Raw genomic sequence first — 18993 nt, 5'->3', positions numbered from 1 at the left:
TGCGCACGCTATTGAGCAATACTCAATAAGAATGTACCGTGCGGGCATGGACTTCGCACTGTCGCCGCGAGCGGCTGAGCTCCGGCAGAAGGTCGCCGACTTCATCGAGACCGAGATCGCCCCGGTGGAGGACGACTACCTGCGGACGCTGCGCGAGCTGGACGACCCGTGGGTCGAGCTGCCGGTGATCGAACAGCTCAAGCAGAAGGCCCGCGAGCAGGGGTTGTGGAACTTCTTCCTGCCCCCGGCGAAGGCCGGCATCACCGGGTACCCCGGGCTGTCCAACGTGGACTACGCGCCGCTGGCCGAGCTGATGGGGCGGTATCCGTTCGCGCCGGAAGTGTTCAACTGCAACGCACCGGACACCGGCAACGCCGAGGTGCTGGTCCACTACGGCAGCGACGAGCAGCGCGAGCGGTGGTTGAAGCCGCTGCTGGAAGGCCGGATCCGGTCCGCGTTCTGCATGACCGAGCCCGCGGTGGCCTCGTCCGATGCGACCAACATGGCGGCCACCGCGGTGCCGGACGGCGACGAGGTGGTGATCAACGGGCGGAAGTGGTTCTCGTCCGGCATCGGCCACCCGAAGTGCGCATTCGTCATCTTCATGGGCCTGACCGATCCGGACGCGCCCCGGCACGCCAGGCACTCCATGGTGATCGTGCCGCGGGACCACCCCGGCCTGCGGGTGGAGCGCATGCTGCCGGTGTTCGGCTACCTCGACCCGCCGTACGGGCACGGCGAAGTGGTGTTCGACGACGTGCGGGTGCCCAAGGAGAACGTGATCGCCGGGCTCGGCAGGGGATTCGAGATCGCGCAGGGCAGGCTCGGGCCGGGTCGCATCCACCACTGCATGCGCACGATCGGCCTGGCCGAGCGGGCATTGGAAGCGGGGCTGCGGCGCGCCACGTCGCGCACCGCGTTCGGCAAGCAGCTGGCCGACCTGGGCGGCAACCGGGAACGGATCGCCAAGGCGCGCATCGCCATCAACCAGGCGCGGCTGCACGTGCTGCACACCGCGTGGCTGCTGGACACCAAGGGCGCTGCCGGCGCGTTGTCCGAGCTGTCCCAGATCAAGGCCGCGGTGCCCGCGATGGCGCAGGAGGTCATCGACTTCGCCATCCAGCTGCACGGCGCCGCGGGCGTGACCGACGACTTCCCGCTGGCCGCCGCGGCCGCCTGGGCGCGCGCCCTCCGGCTGGCCGACGGGCCGGACGAGGTGCACCTGGGCGTCGTCTCCCGCATGGAGCTGGCCCGGTACCGGCAAGGGGACAAGGCATGACCGTCCGGCAGAACATCCTCATCACCGGGGCCAGCTCCGGCCTCGGTGTGGAAATGGCCAGGCAGTTCGCCGCGAAAGGGCGTAACCTGGCGTTGTGTGCGCGGCGCATCGAGCGGGTCGACGAGCTCGCCGGGCAGCTGCGCCGGGACAACCCGGGCATCCGCGTGGTCACCAGGCAGCTCGACGTGACCGATCACGATGCGGTGTTCGCCGTGTTCCGGGACTTTCGTGCCGAGCTGGGCCGGATCGACCGGGTGATCGCCAACGCGGGCCTCGGCAAGGGACAGCCGCTGGGCACCGGGTACTTCGAGCGGGCGAACAAGCAGACGCTGGAGACCAACGTGCTCGGCCTGCTGGCCCAGTGCGAGGCGGCGATGGAGATCTTCCTCGACCAGCGCGACGGGCACCTGGTGGTGCTGGCGTCCGTGCTGGCCGAGCGCGGCGCCCCGCGCACGCTGACCGCCTACGCGGCGAGCAAGGCGTTCGCGGCCTCGCTGGCCGAAGGCATCCGCCTGCACCATGGGCGGGGCCCGGTGAAGGTGACCACGCTCAAACCCGGCTACATCGAGTCGGAGATGACCGCCCGCGCGCCGAAGAGCCCGCTCATCGTCTCGACCGAGAAGGGCGTGCGGGAGATGGTCGCGGTGATCGAGCGCGAGCCCGCCACCGCGTTCGTGCCGCGGTGGCCGTGGGCGGTGCTCGCCCGGCTGGTGCGCATGGCACCGGATTGGCTGCTGCGGAAGGTGATGTGAGGACGTTTGTGAGGTCGGTGTGACTGTGCAGGACAGGCCAGGGCCGGTACGCGAGGAGGACGCGTTCGATCCGGCAGCGGTGCACGCGTGGCTGTCGGAGCGCCTGGACGGGCTGACCGAGGTGCCCTCGGTACAGCAGTTCCCCGGTGGCGCGTCCAATTTGACCTACCAGCTCGACTACCCGGATCGGTCGCTGATCCTGCGGCGGCCGCCGCGTGGCCACCGCGCCGCGTCCGCCCACGACATGCGCCGGGAGTTCCGGGTGCAGCAGCGCCTGCGCCCGGTGTTCCCGTACGTGCCGAAAGTGCTGGCGTTCTGCGACGACGAGAGCGTCATCGGCGCCGAGTTCTACGTCATGGAGAAGCTCGAGGGCATCATCCTGCGCCGCGATCTCCCGGACGGACTCGAGCTGACCGAACAGCAGGTCCGCGCGCTGTGCCTGCAGGCCATCGACCGCCTGATCGACCTGCACCAGGTCGACGTCGAGGCGGCAGGCCTGGCCGGGCTGGGCAAGGGCCCCGGCTACGTGCGCAGGCAGGTGGAGGGCTGGTGCCGCCGGTACGAGCGGGCACGCACCGCCAACGTGCCGGACTGCGTCGAAGTGATGGGCTGGCTGAACGACAACCAGCCGGAGGACGTCGGAGCGTGCCTGATCCACAACGACTACCGGTTCGACAACCTGGTACTCGACTCGTCGCTGCGGGTCATCGGCGTGCTGGACTGGGAAATGGCCACCGTGGGTGATCCGCTGATGGAGCTGGGCGCCACCCTGGCCTACTGGACCCAGGCCGACGACGACGAGTTCCTGCAGCAGATGCGCAGGCAGCCCACGCACTTGCCGGGCATGCTGACCAGGGACGAAGTGGTGCAGTACTACGCCGAGCGCACCGGACGCCACGACCAGGTCGCCCGGAACTGGACGTTCTACCGGGTGTACGGGGTTTTCCGGCTGGCGGTGATCCTGCAGCAGCTGTACCGCAGGTACGCCGAAGGCGGTACGCACAATCCGATCTACGCCGACATGTGGCAGCACGTGGTGTACGCCGAGCGGTACTGCCGGGAGCTGATCTCCTCCGGTGCGAAGGCGGTGAGCTGATGGGCGCGATCTATCTCGTCCGGCACGGCCAGGCGTCGTTCGGCGCGGCCGACTACGACAAGCTGTCCCCGCTGGGCAAGGAACAGAGCGTCGTCGTGGGGGAGGAGCTGCGGCGCCGCGAGGTGGAGTTCGCCGTGGTGCGCAGCGGCAGCATGGCGCGCCAGCGGGACACGGCCGTCGCGGCGGGCTTCACCCCGGATCAGGACGCCAGGTGGAACGAGTACGACTTCGCCGACGTGTTCGCCTACGCGCCGGAAGAGCCGCAGACCACCGACCAGCGCGCCTACCAGCGGGTGCTGGACCGGGCGCTGCAGGCGTGGGTGGCGGCAGGACCGGGGGACGGCCGGTCCGCGGAGAGCTGGCAGGAGTTCGCCGCCAGAGTCAACGGGGCGCTGGACACCGTGGTCGGCGAGCTCGGTCCTGGCCAGAACGCGCTGGTGTTCACCTCCGGCGGCGTGATCGCCGCGCTCGCCGCCCGCGTGGTCGGGGATCAAGCCGGGCTGTTCTGGGTGTTCAACCGGTTCATGGCCAACGGTGCGATCACCAAGATCATCAGCGGCCGGTCCGGGCTGACCCTGGTGTCGCTGAACGAGCACGGGCACTTCGAGGGACCGCGCAGGCACCTGTTCACGTTCCGGTAGCCGCTGCCTGCGTCCGGTCGCCTGTGCGGTGTCGCCGTGGCGGCACTCCGGTAGAAAAGGGACGTCATGGGGTTTCGCGACGCCAAGCTCGTCCCGCTGACCGGTGAGGGCCCCGAGGACGTCCTCGTCGACGCCGAAGGCTGCGTGTACACCGGGTTGTCCGACGGACGCATCCTGCGGGTCAGCCAGACCGGCCGTGCCGTCGAGACGATCGCCCAGCTCGACGGGCGCGTCTACGGCCTGGAGTTCTACGGCGAGGACGAGCTGCTGGCATGCTGCGGGCCACGCGGGCTGGCGGTCGTGTCGCTCGCCGGTGGCGCCGCGCGCACGCTGGTGGGCGGCGGCGATCTGCGGGCGTGCAACAACGCGGCGGTGGCCGGTGACGGCACGATCTACTTCAGTGATTCGTCCACCCACTTCGACCCGGCCCAGTGGCGCAGAAGCCTGCTGCACCGGGCAGGAACCGGGCGGCTGCTGCGGCGCTGCCCGGACGGCAGGGTGGAGGAGCTGCTCACCGGATTGCATTTCGCCAACGGGGTGGCCCTCGCCCCGGACGAGTCGTTCGTGGTCGTGGCCGAAACGGCGGAGCGCCGGATCACCCGGCTGCGGCTCTCCGGCAGCCGCGCGGGCACCAGCGACGTGTTCGCCGCGAACCTTCCCGGTTATCCGGACAACGCCTCCACCGGATCGGACGGGCTGATCTGGGTCGCGCTGGCCAGCCCCAGGGTGCGGTCGTTCGACGTGCTGCGGCACGCGCCGAAGCCGGTCCGTGACGTCGTGGGCCGGCTGCCGCAGCGACTGCGGATCACGTCGTCGGTGGGGGCGGCCGCCATGGACGAGTCGGGCACCGTGGTGCGGCAGTACCGGGGAAGGATCGCCGGGGTGTCGGTGCTCAGTGCGGTGCGGGAGCGGGACGGCTGGTTGTACTTCGGCAGCCCGATCGGGAGGAACGTCGTGGTCATGCCGTCCGGGCTGACCGGGTGGGCGTGAGGACACATTTCGTGTCCGCCGCTTTGACCCGCCTGCCGGGCGGTGTGGAGACTGGCCGGGTGAGCCTGTCATCGCCAGCCGGATCCGGCCGCCCCACGCTTCGTGCCGACCTGCCGCCGAAACACGAACCACTCGCCTACGTACTGCGCTCGGGTCTGGTCGAGAGCGTGCACTACGGCTCGATGATCGTGCTGGGGCCGGATGGCGACGTGGTGTTCGCGACCGGGGAGCCGGATGCGGTGCACTATCCCCGCTCGGCCATGAAACCGGTACAGGCGGCGGCCATGGTGCGGCTCGGTCTGCGCTTGCCGCCGGACCTGCTGGCGCTGGCCGCGTCCAGCCACTCCGGGGAACGACGGCACGTCGACGGGGTTCGCCGGATCCTGGCCGAGGCCGGGGTCGGTGAGGACGAGCTGCGCAACCCCGCGGACCGCCCGCTCGACCAGGCGGTGCGTGACGCGCACGTGGCGGCCGGGCAACCACCCAGCAGGCTGGTACAGAACTGCTCTGGCAAGCATGCGGCGATGCTGGCCACGGCGCGCGGCAACGACTGGCCGACCGCCGGCTATCTCGACCCTGCGCATCCGCTGCAGCAGGCGATCGCGGCGACGGTCACGGAGCTGGCCGGTGAGCGTCCGGCCCATGTGGCCGTCGACGGCTGCGGAGCGCCGCTGTTCGCCGTCACGCTGCGCGGGCTGGCACGTGCCGCCGCGGCCATCGCCACCGCGCAGCCGCAGACGGCCGAAGCCGCCGTCGCCGAGGCGATCCGCCGTCATCCCGAGATGCTCGGCGGCACCGATCGGTCGGTGACCAGGCTGATCCGGCAGGTGCCGGGGCTGATCGCCAAGGACGGGTACGAAGGCGTGCAGATCGCGGCGCTGCCCGACGGGTCGGCGGTGGCGGTGAAGGTCGCCGACGGCTCACCACGCCCGCGTGACCAGCTCACCGCCGCCGGGCTGGTGCTCTGCGGGGTCGAGCCGAACCGGGTTGCTGGGTTTCTCGCCGACGCGGCCGGTTCCGGCGGTGACGGCGTGCGCCTGGCCGGGACGCTGGCCGAGCGGGTGGCGCCGGTCGTCCAGCGGTCCGGCGTGGTGCAGCCCGGCTGACCGCCCGGCTGGTGCCTGCCTGGCTGGCTTTTCGGTTGGTGTGCTGGTTGTCCGGCGGGCGGCTGTCGGTTGACTGTCCGCCCGCTGCCTGCCCGGCCGGGTCGCCGATCAGCCAGGAAGTTCGCGCAGCCGCCGGGCGGTGTCCTCGGGGCGGACGTCGTTGAGGAACGCGCCCATCAACGTCTCGACGCTGGCCAGGTACTTCAGCTTCTCCGCGGCTCGCCGCGGCGAGACCAGCTCCAGCCGCAAGTAGGCCATGTCCCGGTCGATGGCCACCGGGGCCTGCTGCCAGCCGGCGAGGTAGGGCAGGGGTTGGTCGTAGAGCGCGTCGAGTTTGCGCAGCAGCCGCGGATACAGCGACGCGAAGTCCTGCCGCTCCACCGCGGTGAGCTCGGTCAGGTCGGCCACCTGCCGGTTCGGGTAGACGTGCAGCTCCACCGGCCACCGCGCGGCCTCCGGCACGAAGGCCGTCCAGTGCGTGGTGTGCTCGACGATGCGCACCTCCGCGTCCAGTTCGTTGGCCAACACCTGGGCGAACAGGTTGCTGCCGGTGCGGTGGTAGTGGTTGCGGGCCTGTTCCAGCATCCGCCGGGCCCTGGGCGGCACGAACGGGAACGCGTAGATCTGGCCGTGCGGGTGATGCAGCGTCACCCCGACCTCGACACCCCGGTTCTCGAACGGGAAGACGTGCTCGACACCGGGCTGGGTGGTCAGCTCCGCCGTGCGGTCCGCCCACGCGGCCAGCACCAGCTCCATCCGGTCGTCCGGCAACGAGCCGAGCGATGCGGTGTGGTCGCTGCTGAAGCAGATCACCTCGCAGTGACCGCCGGGCGGGGTGAGCGACGGGAAGCGGTTGTCGAAGACCACGACTTCGTAGTCCTCGGCGGGAATCTCGGTGAGCCTGCCTTCCCGCGAAGGACACAGCGGGCACTCGTCCGCCGCCGGCAGGTGCGTGCGGCCCTGCCGATGGGTGGCGACCACGACGTACTCGTCCTGCAACACGTCGTGCCGCAGCTGGCTCTGCGCGGACAACGGCGGCAGGTCGCGCTTGTCCTCCGCGGACCGATCGGCGCCGGGCTCGCGGTCGAAGTAGATCAGCTGCCTGCCGTCGGCCAGACGGATCGTGCTCTTGTGCATGTGCCGAACGCTACCCGGCCTCGCGGAACATCACGTGCAGGCCGACGTATCCGTGTTTGCGGCTGCGAAACGCCCCGGGAACCGTGCCGATGATGCGGAAACCCAGCGACTGCCACAGGTGCACCGCGGGGGCGTTGGTCTCCACCACGGCGTTGAACTGAATGCCCCGATAGCCGCTGCGATTGGCCCAATCGATCATGTACTCGCCGAGCGCGCGGCCGATGCCCTTGCCGTGCCGGTCCGGGTCGACCATGAACGAGGCACTGGCGATGTGCGAGCCCGGGCCCGGCCGGTTCGGGTACATGGTCGCCGAGCCCACGATCCGCTGGTCCGGGTCGGTGTCGTCGACCGCGACCACGGTGTGCGCGGGCGGCTCGAGCTGCATCCACAAGCGTTCGGCGCTGTCCTTGTCGATCGCGGGATCGTAGGTGTAGGTCTCTTGTTCGGCGACGATCCGCTGGAAGAACGGCCAGATCGAATCCCAGTCCTCAGGTTCCGCCTGCCTGATCTGCATGGCGCCAGCTTGCCCAGCCGCGTCGCGGGCGGGCAAGCGAATTTCGTCCGGCTTGTCGCACCTGGTCCGACGCGTCGCGGGCCGGCCGGTGCGACGCTTCCGGTCCGCCGCGGTGGCCGGCTGGCAGCCCTCAGCCGAGGGTGGCCAGGATCTCGTCGATGCGGTCGTAGGACTCCTGCATCCCGGATTCCATGCCGGAGGCCAGCACCGCGTCGCGGACCTCGCGCGAGCCGTACTCGCACACGGTGGTCACCGTGGTGCGGCCGTCGTGCTCGTCGAACGTCACCGTGATCACCGCTTCCGGGCTGCCGTCCGCGCCGCCACCGAGCTCGGCGGGCATGTTCAGCCAGCGCTCGGTGTAGACGGCGCGCCGCGGCGGATCGATTTCGCGATACGTGCCGCCGAAGACGACCTCCATGCCGTCCGGGCCGCGCTGGCCGAATCGCCAGGATCCGCCCGGACGGAGGTCGATCTCGGTGATGTGGTTGTCGTACTTCCGCGGCCCCCACCAGTTGCGCACGTGCTCCGGCTTGGTGAAGGCGTCCCACACCAGCTGGCGTGGTGCGTCGAACGTCCGGGTGATGACGATCTGGGTGTCGGCCGGGGTGGTGATGACCGCGCTGCCCGTGGTGCCGCTCATGGGGTGTCTCCTTGGTGCCGGATGCGGTCCAGATAGTCGTCGAGGCGCCGGTAGCTGTCGTCGAAGAACTGCTGGTAGTTACCGACCCAGTCCGCCACCTGACGCAACGGGGCGGCCTGGAGCCGGCACGGCCGCCACTGGGCGTTGCGGCCGCGGGTGATCAACCCGGCACGTTCCAGCACCCTCAGGTGCTTGGAGACCGCGGGCAGGCTCATCTCGAACGGTTCGGCCAGCTCGCCGACGGTGGCCTCGCCCTCGGCCAGCCGCGCCAGGATGGCACGCCGTGTCGGGTCGGCCAATGCCGCGAAAACCACGCTGAGCTGATCGTTCGCCATGGGAACCATCTGGTTAATTAACTGATCGGTTCAATGTACGCCGACGGTGGAGTGCGGTCAAGGGGTGTGCGTCTCCGGCCGGATCGCCCCGGGCGGCCGCGGTCCTGCCGGTCAGGCTGCCGGCAGCTCCTGCGGGTCGAAGCCCATGGCGATCATCATCGCCCGCAGGTGCCCTTCCCACACGTGGTCGATGTCGTTGCGCAGCCAGTTGAAGTGGCCGAACAGCTCCAGCGTGAGGTGGCCTTGCACGGTCACCTGCGCGCCCGCCGTGATCGCGGCCACCTGCGGATCCAGGTGCAGGCCGAGCTTGTCCCAGTGCGCCACCAGGTCCGGGTCGAGATCCGGGGTGTAGGACAGCAAGCTGCGCTCGAGGTCGATCGCACCCGCGGCGACTGCGGAAGCCACCGTGCGCAGTGCCACGCTGAGGTAGCGGAACGCCGCCGCCTGCGTGATCTCCGGTGGGGCCTTGTACCCGGGCAACGGTGTGCCGTAGATCAGGGCGAAGTCCGACGGGTTGGCCAGCGCCCAGCCGCGGAAGCTGTTGGCGTAGGCGCGCCAGCGGCCGACGTGATCGTCCTCGGGAAGCTCGCCCACTGCCGCGCCCACCGCGTCGCCGACGGCGTGGTAGGCGTCCACGCACAAAGCGGTGATCAGGTCGTCGATACCGGAGAAGTACCGGTACAACGCCGACGGCGTGATGTTCATGTCCCTGGCCACTGCGCGCAGCGACAAGCTGGCCGGGCCACCCGCGGCCATCTGCTCGCGGGCGTACATCTTGATCTCGTCGATCGTGGCCTGGCGGAATCGCTCGCGCCGCGACGGGACGCGCTGTGGTGCGCTCTTCGCGGCTTCGGCGCTCGGCATGTCAGGCATCCTTACTCGTCGACGAGAACACCGTCAACTTTTCTGATCGCGTGTTCTTGACGGAGAACAGATTGGTTGACTACTCTCTCCGTCGAGAACAGTGTTCTCTGTCAAGACCAGTGTACAGGGATCCGACGGCAGGGGGAGGGATTCTCGCGGGGGCGGGGCCGCTTCTGGGGGTGGGGCCCCGCCTCCGGCACTGGCCCACCGTGCCCGCACGCCGGGCGGCAAGGGGCGCGCGGGCGCACATCGGTCGGCTACCGTGCTGACGCGAGGGAGCGCGCGGTGCGCAGCCGGCGGGACGGAGGTGCCAAGTGGGTCCCCAGCGTTCCATTCCGCAGTACACGCTGGACGGTGTCCGCGGCGCCGACGTGTCCACGTATCGCTACCGCACCGAGGACGGCCTGGAGCTGAGCCTGCTGCGGTTCTGCCGTCAGCCGTGCGACGACGTGGTGCTGGTGGTGTCCGGCTTGACCACGTCCAGCGACATGTTCATCATGCCGGAGCACCGGAACCTGGTGAGCTTTCTGCTGGACAACGGGTTCACCGACGTCTGGACGGCCGACGTCCGGTTCAGCAACCGGCACCCGTACAACACCCAAGGCAGGCGCGACACGCTGGACGAAGTGGCCCGCTACGACTTCGCCCCGGCGCTGGAGCTGATTGCGCGGACCACGGGCGTGGACGCGGTGCACGTCATCGCCCACTGCCTCGGCTCGACCGCCATCATGATGGCGGTGTTCGGCCAGGTCGACGGGGTGGCCGGGCGCGTGCGCAGCATCGTCGCCAACAGCGTCGGCCTGACCCCGCGGGTGCCGCTGTGGTCCCGGATCAAGTTGGCCGTGGCGCCGGTGATCCTGGAAGATCTGCTGGGGCTGCGCTGGATCGGGCCCAAGTGGAGCGAGCAGCCGCTCTGCTCGCGCGGCGGGTTCATCGCCCGCTTGATCGGCCTGTTCCACCCGGAGTGCGACACGTCGGCCTGCCACATGCTCAGCTTGATGTGGGGAAGCGGTCACCCCGCGCTGTACCGGCACGAGAACCTGCACCCGGTCACCCACGAGCGCAGCGCCGACCTGTACGGCCCGACGGGGTTCTCCTACTACCGGCACGTGGCCAAGATGGTGCGCGCCGGGCAGGCGGTGACCTACGACCGGCGGCGCCACCCGGACCTGCCCGAGGACTACTTCGCCGCGGCCGCCGAGATCCGCACCCCCGTGCTGCTCACCACCGGGACGGCCAATCGCGTCTTCACCGACTCCAACCAGGTGTGCTACGAGCGGCTGGAAGCCGTCGCGCCGGGCCGCCACGAGTTGGAGATCTTCGACGGTTATGGTCACCAGGACGTGTTCATGGGGCGGTACGTCGCGCGCGACGTCTTCCCCAGGATGGTGGACTTCCTCAAGCGTCAGGCGGGCTGATTGCACATGCGGGATCGGTCGGCCGGGCACCGCGCCTTGTCTCATGCCGCGCTGTCCTGGCTGGCGTACGACTGGGAACGGGTAGGCGACCCCACGACACGGCCACGCTGGCCGTTCAAGGTGTATTTGCCGCGCTCCACCGAGGAGGTCGTGCGGGCGGTGCGGGAAGCGGCCGCCGCGGGCGAGCGGCTCATCGTGCGCGGCAGCGGTCATTCCAGCAACGGTCTGGTCACCGCCGAGGGCGGTGCGGTGCTGCTCACCGAGCTGATGGACCGCGTCGTCGAGATCGACGAGCGGGCAGGCACCTGTACGATGCAGGCCGGGGTGCGGCTGGGCGACGTGGACCGGCGGCTGGCCGAGCGCGGACTCGGCCTGAAGGTCGTCGGTGACCACGGGGACCTCACCGCGGGTGGGTTCGCCTCGGTCGGCGGGATCAGCCCGGCGTCGCACCGGTTCGGCTTGTTCGCCGACACGGTGAGCGAACTGGAGTACGTCGACTTCGCCGGCGAGGTCCATCGCTGTGGCCGGACCGACCCGGCGTTCCGGCGCGTCCTCGCCGGCCTGGGACGGCACGGCGTGATCACCGAACTGACCGTCGAGGTGCTGCGGATCGACAAGCGGCGGACGTTGCTGCGCAACGACCGCATCGTCACCGGCAAGCTGCCGGAGTTCCTGGCCAAGGCGGCGGAAATGCTCGTCTCCCCTGGGCAGGCGTGGTACGCCCGGGCGTTCTGGATCGACCTCGGCAAGGCGGGCTGCGGCCAGATCTCGCGGTACCACCCGGCGGCGGAACGGGCGGACAGGGTGGTGCGGAGCCGTCTGGCCCGGGGCTGCCAGCGGGCGATCGGTGCCGCGACGGCGTTCCTGCCGCGGTCCGCCGCGGCGGTCGCCAAGTACGCCGGGGTCGCCGCCATGGTGCTGCCGCCGGTCTACACGACGGCCGACCGGGTCGAGCGGTTCGCGGACGAGCTGGCGGACGCCACGGTCGGTGCGCCCACCCGCATGTTCATCACGATCGCGCCGGCCGAAGCCGCCGCGGAGGTGGCCCGCGGCATGCTCGACGCGTGCGCGGCAGCCCGCCGGGCGGGCGCGATCGGCCCGCTGACGCTGTACTTCAAGCCGATCCGGTCCGCCTACCTCAGCGGTGACCGGGACGGCGTCCGCCACGCGGAGATCACCGTGACCGCGACCGTGGACCCGGCGAGAATGACCGAGCGGGTCCTGTCCACCGTCGTCGAGCGGATCGACGACGTCGCGCTTGCACACGGCGCCTTCCGTTACCTGCACACGCGCACCGGCTCGGATCCGCATCGCCGCAGGCGGCTGGACCCGAACGCGCGCTACGGCGACGAGGAAAGCGGCCCGGAGGCGCGATGGTTGGCTTGACGTTCCGCGAGCGGATGTCCGGTCCGTTCGTGCTCGGGGTCGCCGACGCGGAGCAGGCGGCGGAGCGTGGCCGCCGCACCGGCTGGACCATGACGCTGCACGCCGTCGTGCACATCGCGGACATCCATGCGTTCGTCGGCGCCCAGACCCCACGAGCCGGCATGTCCGGAACCGTGGCGATGCCCGGCGTGCGCGACCCGGTGCCGTTCTCCGACGGTGTGTTCGAGCTGTTTCCGGCCGACGGCACCGCGTTGATGCGCTACCAGGTGCCCTTGACCAGCGCATTCGGCGAGCAGGGCCGGTTCCATCTCGCCGGGGTGAAATGCTGGCGGGACAAACCGATGCTGCGCCGGCTGTGGTCGGACACCACCCGGCTGTCGGTGACGTTGCATCGCGGCAAGGACGCCGGTGCGGACGTCGTCGGGGCGGGGGAGCTGCGGCTGGGGTTGCTCGGCCTGCTGGGCGCGGTCGCTTCGATGCGTGCTGTCGGAGCACGCACGGCAGCGCAGTTCGTCGGGGCGGTGGGCGCGTACGGCTGGCTCTTCGCCCGCAAACTGGCGGCGGCGTACCTTCCTTGACACGCCCCGCCACGTCGGAAATTCGCCGGGAGGTTCACACGATGCGCAGCGCGGCGCCGGAGGAGCGAGCCGACGCGGTGGTGGTCGGCTCCGGGTTCGGAGGATCGGTGTCCGCATACCGGCTGGCCGAAGCCGGGTTGGACGTGGTGCTCCTGGAACGGGGCAAGGCGTATCCGCCCGGCAGCTTCCCGCGTAACCCGCATCAGATGAGCCGGGCCTTCTGGGACCCCACCGAGGGCCTGCAGGGCCTGTTCGACGTGTGGACCTTCCGCGGGTTCGACTCGATCGTCAGCAGCGGGCTGGGCGGTGGCTCGCTGATCTACGCCAACGTGATGATCCGCAAGGACGAGCGCTGGTTCGTGTGCGAGCCGCTGCCCGGCGGTGGCTACGAGAAGTGGCCGGTGGGCCGTGCCGAGCTCGACCCGCACTACGACGCCGTCGAGCGGATGCTCGACGTGACGCCGTATCCGTTCGAGTCTCCCGCATACGCGAGTTCGCGCAAGACGCAGGCGATGCGGGAGGCGGCGGAGAAGCTGGGTCTGGAATGGTCGCTGCCGCCGTTGGCGGTCAGCTTCGCCCCGGCGCCGGGCCAGCCGCCGGCGATCGGCCTGCCGCTGGCCGACCCGCCGTACGGCAACCTGCACGGGGCGCAGCGCAGGTCGTGCCGCCTGTGCGGTGAGTGCAACCTCGGGTGCAACGACGGCGCCAAGAACAGCCTGGACCACACGTATTTGTCCGCGGCCGTGGCGAAAGGGGCGGAGATCCGGCCGCGCTGCGAAGTGCGCACGATCGAGGCATTGGACGGCGGCGGCTACCGCGTCGGCTATGTGGAGCACTTGCCGGAGAACGAGGGGCGCGACGTCGACTGGGACGAGATGCCCCGGCGCAGCATCGTGTGCCGGAAGCTGATCCTGGCCGCGGGCACCTACGGCACGACGTTCCTGCTGCTGCGGAACCGCGCGACGCTGCCCGGCCTCAGCGATGCGCTGGGCACGAAGTTCTCCGGCAACGGCGACCTGCTCACCTTCCTCACGCCCGCCGATGACGACGCGGAGAACGTGCGGCAGTTCGGTGCCACCGAAGGGCCGGTGATCACCAGCGCGTTGCGCGTACCGGATGCCGTCGACTGCGACGACGTGTCGGAGGACTGTCGTGATCGCGGCTTCTACATCCAGGACGGCGGGTACCCCGCGTTCGCCGAGTGGATCGCCGAGACGTCCGGGCCGAAAAGCCTGTGGCGCATCGGGGCCTTCCTGGGCAGGTGGCTGCTCACCGCGCTGAAGCTGGCGCCGGACAACAGCCTGGGCGCCGAGCTGTCCGACTTGCTCGGTGACGGTGTGTTGTCCGCGGGTGCGTTGCCGCTGCTCGGCATGGGCCGGGACGTCCCGGACGGCGTGATGACGCTGGACGGCGACCGGCTCGACGTGCGGTGGAGTTCGGAGACGAGCATGGCGTACTTCGAGCGCCTGCGGTCGACCATGCGGCGGATCGCCGAGGTGTTGGGCACCGGGTTCGTGGACAACCCGATGTGGTTCTTCCGTCGCATCGTCACCGTGCATCCGCTGGGCGGCGCGCCGATCGGTGACCACCCGGGCGAAGCGGTGTGCGACGCCGACGGGGAGGTGTTCGGCCACCCCGGCCTCTACGTCGCGGACGGCGCCGCGATGCCGGGGCCGGTCGGGCCGAACCCGTCGCTGACCATCGCGGCGATGGCCGACCGCATGTGCACCCGGATGCTCGAGCGGGCCGGCAGGCCGGCCTGAGGCCACCTCCGGAGTGGGGGAGGGAACCGCGCGGCCGGAGCCGCCTGAGCGGCACCCGCCCGCTGGACGGCGGGCGGCGGTGCTCGCCGGTGGCATGCCGGGCCCGCGGTGACGGCAGGCCGATCGACCCGCCCGGAGGCGGCGGAGCAGCGTGCGCTACTCCGCCGCGCTCGGCTTGGCGATGCGCCGGCGGAATCCGCGGCGGATCCGTTCCTTGCCGCCCTCGACCAAGCTGTACAGCGTCGGCACCAGGACCAGCGTGAGCAGCGTCGAGGTGAGCAGGCCACCGATCACCACGATGGCCAGTGACTGTGCGATGAATCCGCCGGAGCCGGTCAGGCCGATCGCCATCGGGATCAGCGCGCAGATGGTGGCCACCGCCGTCATCAGGATCGGCCGCAGCCTGCGCCTGCCGCCCGCGATCACCGCATCGCGCACCGACATGCCCTGTGCCCGGTACTGGTTGATCAGGTCGATCAGCACGATGGCGTTGGTCACCACGATGCCGATCAGCATCAGCAACCCGATCATGGCGGGCACGCCGAGCGGGGTGTCGGTCAGGCGCAGCAGCCCGATCGCGCCGGTGGCCGCGAACGGCACCGACACCAGCAGGATCAGCGGCTGCACGAAGCTGCGGAACGTGGCGACCATGATGATGAACACCAGCGCGATGGCGATCAGCATGGCCAGCTGCAGGTCGGCGAAGGCCTCCTGCTGCTCGGCGCTGGTCCCGCCGATCTGGTAGTCGGTGCCGTCCGGCAGGCCCAGCTCCCTCAGCGCCACGGTGATCTCGTTGGTCACCGCGCCGAGGTCGTCGATGTCGGCGGCGGCGGAGATCGTCACCGCCCGTTCGCCGTCCAGCCTGCTGATCTGGGTGGGCCCGTCGACTTCGCGCACCACGGCCAGGTCGGAGAGCCGGACCGGCCCGGCCGCGGTCGGGATCTCCAGCTTCTCGATGTCGGCGATCGTGGCCGGCTTCCGCTGTGCCGACGCCAGGACCAGATCGACGGTGCGGCCGTCGACCGTCACCTCGCCCACCGGGCTGCCGCGGAACGCCTGCGCGACGTACTGGCCGATGGTCGCTTCGGACAGCCCCAGCTCGGCGGCCTTCTCCTTGCGCACCGAGATCTGCACCCGAGGTGCGGCATCGCGCAGGTCGGACGTCACGTCGCGTAGGCCGTCGATGTCGGTCATCACCGCCTCGACCTGCTCGGCCGCCTCGGCCAGCGCTTCGCGGTCGGACCCGGTGACGATGACCTCGACGGCGTTGCCGCCCATCTCCTCGTTGCCGCCGCGGATGCCGACGGTCACGTCGCCGACACCGTCCAGCTCGGCGATCCGCTCCCTGAGCTTGGCCTCCACATCGGGGGTTTCCGCCTCGTCGTCGACCGTCACCGAGAACGTGGCGCGATCGGCGGCGGCACCGATGCCGCCGAGCATCGGGTTGCCCGCCCCGATGTTCGCCTGGTACGAGGCGACCTCGTCGGTCTCGGCCAGCACCCGCTCGATCTTCTTGGCCGCGCGGTCGGTGGTCGCCAGGTCGGTGCCCGCGGGCATGGTCATGCTGACCTGCGTGGTGTCCCGGCCGGTGGAGTCCAGGAAGTTCGTCTTCAGCCCGGGCAGCAGGAGCCCGGTACCGATCAGCACGGCGATGCCGATCAGGATGGTGACCGCGCGGAACCGCGTGGCGAACCTCAGCACCGGGATGTAGGCCCGCTGCAACGGCGAGCGCAGCTCGGCCGCCTCGGCCTGCGAGCGCACCCGCTCGCGTGCTTCCTCGTCGTCTTCCGCCCCTGCCTGCTTGGGCCGCCGGAGGAACCAGTAGGCCAGCACCGGGATGACGGTCAGCGACACCAGCAGCGAGGCGAGCAAGGCGACCGTCACGGTGATGGCGAACGACGAGAACAGCTGGCCGACCAGGCCGGAGACGAACGCGATGGGCAGGAAGACCGCCACCGTGGTGAGTGTCGACGACGTCACCGCGCCGGCGACTTCCCGCACGCCGTTCAGCACCGCGCGATGCTTGGGTTCGCCGTAGCCGAGATGCCGTTTGATGTTCTCCAGCACCACGATGGAGTCGTCGACCACGCGGCCGATGGAGATGGTCAGCCCGCCCAGCGTGAGCATGTTGAGCGAGTAGTCGCCGATCCACAGCGCGATCAGCGCGATGACCACCGACAGCGGGATGGACACCGCGGTGACCAGGGTGGACCGCAGCGACAGCAGGAAGATCATGATCACCAGGACGGCGAAGACCAGGCCGAGGACGCCTTCGGTGGTCAGGTCCTCGATGGAACGCTCGACGTAGGGCGACTGGTCGAACACCACGGTGATCTCGGTGTCGTTGCCGAGCTGTGCGGCGATGTCGTCGATGCGGTCGCGCACCTCGTGCGAGATCCCCACCGCGTCGCCGTCGGTCACCATGGTGATCGACAGGCCGAGGCTCGGCTTGCCGTTGGTGCGGGTCAGGCTGGTGGCTTCCTCCGGCTCGAGGCGGACCGAGGCGACGTCACCCAGCTTGACCGGCTGCGGCCGGGCCTGACCGGCCGGTCCCTGCTGCCCGGTGGGAGCCTGCTGCCCGGCGCCGGGTGCCTGCTGCGCGGCGGGGTTCTGGCTACCGAGCGTCCCCGCTGGGGCCTGGCCGGCGGGGTTCGGCCCGCCGGCCCCCGGCGCCTGCGCCCCCGGGCCTTGACCCGGCGTGGCCGGGGCGGCCGGTGGCAGGTACAGATTCTCGATGTCGGCGATGCTGGTCAGCTTGCTGCCGACCTGCACGGTGATCGACCGGTTGCCTGCGGTCAGGCTGCCTGCCGGCACCACGACGCCGTTGGCCTGCAGGGTCTGGACGATCGCGGCGGTGGTCAGTCCGCGCTCGGCCAGTTCGTCCGCGTCCGGCTTGATGACCACGCGATCCTCGCGCGCGCCGGTGATGGCGACGTCCGCCACGTCGGGGATCGCCTCCAGCTCGGGGACGGCGATCCGTTCCAGCTTGTCGGCGAGCTTGCGTTGGCCGTCGCCGTTGCTGACGGCCAGCACGAGCACCGGGATGTCGTCGGTGCTGCCCGCGACGACCTGCGGCTCGGCACCCTCCGGCAGCTCGTTCTCCACCTCGGCGACGGCGGCCTTGATGTCGTTCACCAGCTCGTCGGGGTCGTTGCCGTAGTCGAAGGCGACCCGCACGGTGGAGACGTTCTCCGCCGAGACCGACGTCAGTTCCTCGACCGAGTCCAAACTGCGCAGCCGGTTCTCGATCGGCTCGGTGACCTGGTCCTCGACCGTCTCCGGCGGTGCGCCGGGGTAGGGCGTCACCACCGAGACCATCGGCAGGCTCAGCGACGGGAACAGCTGCTGCTTGAGCTGCGGAATGGCGAACACGCCGACGGCGCTGATCACCAGCGAGATCAAGATGACCAGTGCGCGGTTGGCGAGGCTGAGCCTGGTCAACCCGGTCATGGCGAACCCCTTCGGTCGAACGGCGGACGTTCGTTTCGCGTGATGCTAACATTTAGCCTCAGGCGAAATTTTTGCGCGTCGCAGCAGTCGACCGAGGCTGGGAGGGCGCCGTGACGGGGTCGGGCGAGCGGGAGCGACTGGTGACGAGCCTGGCCTGCCTGCAGCGCGATCTGGCCCGGGCGCTGATCCCCGATCATCAGCCGCCGTTCGTCACGTCGTCGCTCACCATGCAGCAGTTACGCCTGGTGGTGCACCTGGCGCTGGACGGGCCCGCGTCCAGTCACGAGCTGGCGGCCAAGTTGCGGGTCGCCATGGGCACGCTCACCGGGATCGTCGACCGGCTGGTGGCGCAGGGGCTGGTGGCGCGCAGGGTGGACCCGGACGATCGCAGGATCCGCCGGGTGGAGCTGACCGACGAAGGGCAGGCGATGGCCGACCGCATGCTGGATGCGGGGGCCGCGCAGTTCCGGCGGGTGCTGGAACGGCTCGACACGGAGACGCTGCGCCAGTTCGAGCAGGTGATGCACTCCCTGATCGCGGCGGCCAGGCAGCTGCGCGACGAGCGAAGCGGGGACCGCGCCGGACCGGTGCGGGAGGGCCGCCGGTGAGGTTTGACTGGGGAGGTGACGGCGCCGGACGAACGGGTGAGGAGCGGCCCGACACGGCGGCCACGCCCTCGCGCGCCCGGCGACCGGATCGATAAACTAACGGGCGTGCGGTCACCGCACGGATGCCTCCGTAGCTCAGCTGGATAGAGCAAGAGCCTTCTAATCTCTTGGTCGCAGGTTCGAGTCCTGCCGGGGGCGCAGAAGACCAGGTGGAACGCACGTGGGCCGATCTCCGAGGAGATCGGCCCACGCTTTACCCCCATCTTTGCCCTCGTCACTCGGGCGCGATGACGTCGAGCGCTGCCGCCGCTGCTCCCCCGACCACTCCGCGGTTCATGTAGACGTCCTGGGTCATGCTCACCTGGGCGTGGCCGAGGTAGTCGGCGATCTGTCGTGCGGTCAGCCCGGCCTCATCGAGGTGGGTGGCGACCAGGTG

The 18993-nt window shown here is 70.3% G+C and carries 17 protein-coding genes and 1 tRNA gene; 12 read left to right on the top strand and 6 right to left on the bottom strand.

All coding sequences use genetic code 11. The features are described from left to right. Positions 1-46: 46 nt before the first annotated feature. The 6 genes from YWY_RS0104410 to YWY_RS0104385 all read left to right on the top strand — a co-directional run bounded on the left by YWY_RS0104410 (position 47) and on the right by YWY_RS0104385 (position 5864). Positions 47-1279 carry an acyl-CoA dehydrogenase family protein gene (locus YWY_RS0104410; RefSeq protein WP_028846622.1) on the top strand — a complete coding sequence of 411 codons (1233 nt, stop codon included), beginning with the start codon at positions 47-49 and terminating at the stop codon, positions 1277-1279. Beyond that, positions 1276-2031, top strand: a complete 756-nt coding sequence (locus YWY_RS0104405; RefSeq protein WP_028846621.1) for an SDR family oxidoreductase — start codon at positions 1276-1278, stop codon at positions 2029-2031. The genes YWY_RS0104410 and YWY_RS0104405 overlap by 4 nt, the downstream gene beginning before the upstream one ends. 19 nt (positions 2032-2050) lie before the next feature. Further along, on the top strand, positions 2051-3127 hold the full coding sequence (locus YWY_RS0104400) for a phosphotransferase family protein (protein ID WP_028846620.1): 1077 nt from the start codon (positions 2051-2053) through the stop codon (positions 3125-3127). Beyond that, entirely contained in the window at positions 3127-3768 is a 642-nt protein-coding gene (locus YWY_RS0104395) for a histidine phosphatase family protein (RefSeq protein ID WP_028846619.1), read from the top strand. Before YWY_RS0104400 ends, YWY_RS0104395 begins: the two co-directional genes overlap by 1 nt. 66 nt (positions 3769-3834) lie before the next feature. Next, positions 3835-4758: an SMP-30/gluconolactonase/LRE family protein gene (locus tag YWY_RS0104390; protein WP_028846618.1), complete on the top strand. Its 924-nt coding sequence runs from the start codon at positions 3835-3837 to the stop codon at positions 4756-4758. A 65-nt stretch (positions 4759-4823) separates the two neighbouring features. Beyond that, on the top strand, positions 4824-5864 hold the full coding sequence (locus YWY_RS0104385) for an asparaginase (protein WP_281168971.1): 1041 nt from the start codon (positions 4824-4826) through the stop codon (positions 5862-5864). A 108-nt stretch (positions 5865-5972) separates the two neighbouring features. Here the strand turns inward: YWY_RS0104385 and galT are convergent, their stop codons facing one another. The 5 genes from galT to YWY_RS0104360 all read right to left on the bottom strand — a co-directional run bounded on the left by galT (position 5973) and on the right by YWY_RS0104360 (position 9354). Beyond that, on the bottom strand, positions 5973-7001 hold the full coding sequence (galT, locus tag YWY_RS0104380) for a galactose-1-phosphate uridylyltransferase (protein ID WP_028846616.1): 1029 nt from the start codon (positions 6999-7001) through the stop codon (positions 5973-5975). Positions 7002-7011: 10 nt separating this feature from the next. Continuing rightward, complete coding sequence (locus YWY_RS0104375; RefSeq protein ID WP_028846615.1) at positions 7012-7515, bottom strand: GNAT family N-acetyltransferase; 504 nt, start codon at positions 7513-7515, stop codon at positions 7012-7014. A gap of 130 nt (positions 7516-7645) precedes the next feature. After that, a complete protein-coding gene (locus tag YWY_RS0104370) occupies positions 7646-8155 on the bottom strand; it encodes an SRPBCC family protein (RefSeq protein ID WP_028846614.1) in 510 nt (169 codons plus the stop codon). Continuing rightward, entirely contained in the window at positions 8152-8490 is a 339-nt protein-coding gene (locus YWY_RS0104365) for an ArsR/SmtB family transcription factor (protein WP_156899103.1), read from the bottom strand. Before YWY_RS0104365 ends, YWY_RS0104370 begins: the two co-directional genes overlap by 4 nt. A gap of 111 nt (positions 8491-8601) precedes the next feature. Beyond that, positions 8602-9354: a TetR/AcrR family transcriptional regulator gene (locus YWY_RS0104360; protein WP_028846612.1), complete on the bottom strand. Its 753-nt coding sequence runs from the start codon at positions 9352-9354 to the stop codon at positions 8602-8604. Positions 9355-9668: 314 nt separating this feature from the next. On the opposite strand from YWY_RS0104360, the gene YWY_RS20235 reads away from it, so the two are divergent. From YWY_RS20235 to YWY_RS0104340, 4 genes are read left to right on the top strand one after another with little or no spacing between them, the layout of a single operon-like run. Further along, entirely contained in the window at positions 9669-10772 is a 1104-nt protein-coding gene (locus YWY_RS20235; RefSeq protein ID WP_038044502.1) for an alpha/beta hydrolase family protein, read from the top strand. A gap of 6 nt (positions 10773-10778) precedes the next feature. Next, a complete protein-coding gene (locus YWY_RS23055) occupies positions 10779-12158 on the top strand; it encodes an FAD-binding oxidoreductase (RefSeq protein WP_051309724.1) in 1380 nt (459 codons plus the stop codon). Then, entirely contained in the window at positions 12146-12736 is a 591-nt protein-coding gene (locus YWY_RS0104345) for a hypothetical protein (protein WP_156899102.1), read from the top strand. The genes YWY_RS23055 and YWY_RS0104345 overlap by 13 nt, the downstream gene beginning before the upstream one ends. Positions 12737-12777: 41 nt before the next feature. Then, positions 12778-14499 (top strand): GMC oxidoreductase, encoded by a 1722-nt coding sequence (locus tag YWY_RS0104340; protein ID WP_028846610.1) that lies wholly within the window; start codon positions 12778-12780, stop codon positions 14497-14499. Positions 14500-14655: 156 nt separating this feature from the next. Here the strand turns inward: YWY_RS0104340 and YWY_RS20225 are convergent, their stop codons facing one another. Further along, positions 14656-17949 carry an efflux RND transporter permease subunit gene (locus YWY_RS20225; RefSeq protein WP_038044501.1) on the bottom strand — a complete coding sequence of 1098 codons (3294 nt, stop codon included), beginning with the start codon at positions 17947-17949 and terminating at the stop codon, positions 14656-14658. Between the two features lie 110 nt (positions 17950-18059). Between YWY_RS20225 and YWY_RS0104330 the strand changes: the two genes are divergently transcribed. Further along, positions 18060-18557, top strand: a complete 498-nt coding sequence (locus YWY_RS0104330) for a MarR family winged helix-turn-helix transcriptional regulator (protein ID WP_028846609.1) — start codon at positions 18060-18062, stop codon at positions 18555-18557. Positions 18558-18681: 124 nt separating this feature from the next. After that, a tRNA-Arg gene (locus YWY_RS0104325) sits at positions 18682-18755 on the top strand. Positions 18756-18993 lie beyond the last annotated feature (238 nt).

Source organism: Thermocrispum agreste DSM 44070, from assembly GCF_000427905.1.
GTDB lineage: Bacteria > Actinomycetota > Actinomycetes > Mycobacteriales > Pseudonocardiaceae > Thermocrispum > Thermocrispum agreste.
The sequence above is the reverse complement of the archived record's forward strand: the minus strand, read 5'-3'. Positions and strand labels throughout refer to the sequence as shown.

Coding starts and splice junctions, on each gene's coding strand:
- YWY_RS20225 (WP_038044501.1), bottom strand. CDS start 17,949: ATGACCGGGTTGACCAGGCTCAGCCTCGCCAACCGCGCACTGGTCATC.
- YWY_RS0104345 (WP_156899102.1), top strand. CDS start 12,146: ATGGTTGGCTTGACGTTCCGCGAGCGGATGTCCGGTCCGTTCGTGCTC.
- YWY_RS0104395 (WP_028846619.1), top strand. CDS start 3,127: ATGGGCGCGATCTATCTCGTCCGGCACGGCCAGGCGTCGTTCGGCGCG.
- YWY_RS0104410 (WP_028846622.1), top strand. CDS start 47: ATGGACTTCGCACTGTCGCCGCGAGCGGCTGAGCTCCGGCAGAAGGTC.
- YWY_RS0104365 (WP_156899103.1), bottom strand. CDS start 8,490: ATGGCGAACGATCAGCTCAGCGTGGTTTTCGCGGCATTGGCCGACCCG.
- galT (WP_028846616.1), bottom strand. CDS start 7,001: ATGCACAAGAGCACGATCCGTCTGGCCGACGGCAGGCAGCTGATCTAC.
- YWY_RS0104370 (WP_028846614.1), bottom strand. CDS start 8,155: ATGAGCGGCACCACGGGCAGCGCGGTCATCACCACCCCGGCCGACACC.
- YWY_RS0104360 (WP_028846612.1), bottom strand. CDS start 9,354: ATGCCGAGCGCCGAAGCCGCGAAGAGCGCACCACAGCGCGTCCCGTCG.
- YWY_RS0104390 (WP_028846618.1), top strand. CDS start 3,835: ATGGGGTTTCGCGACGCCAAGCTCGTCCCGCTGACCGGTGAGGGCCCC.
- YWY_RS0104375 (WP_028846615.1), bottom strand. CDS start 7,515: ATGCAGATCAGGCAGGCGGAACCTGAGGACTGGGATTCGATCTGGCCG.
- YWY_RS0104340 (WP_028846610.1), top strand. CDS start 12,778: ATGCGCAGCGCGGCGCCGGAGGAGCGAGCCGACGCGGTGGTGGTCGGC.
- YWY_RS23055 (WP_051309724.1), top strand. CDS start 10,779: ATGCGGGATCGGTCGGCCGGGCACCGCGCCTTGTCTCATGCCGCGCTG.
- YWY_RS0104405 (WP_028846621.1), top strand. CDS start 1,276: ATGACCGTCCGGCAGAACATCCTCATCACCGGGGCCAGCTCCGGCCTC.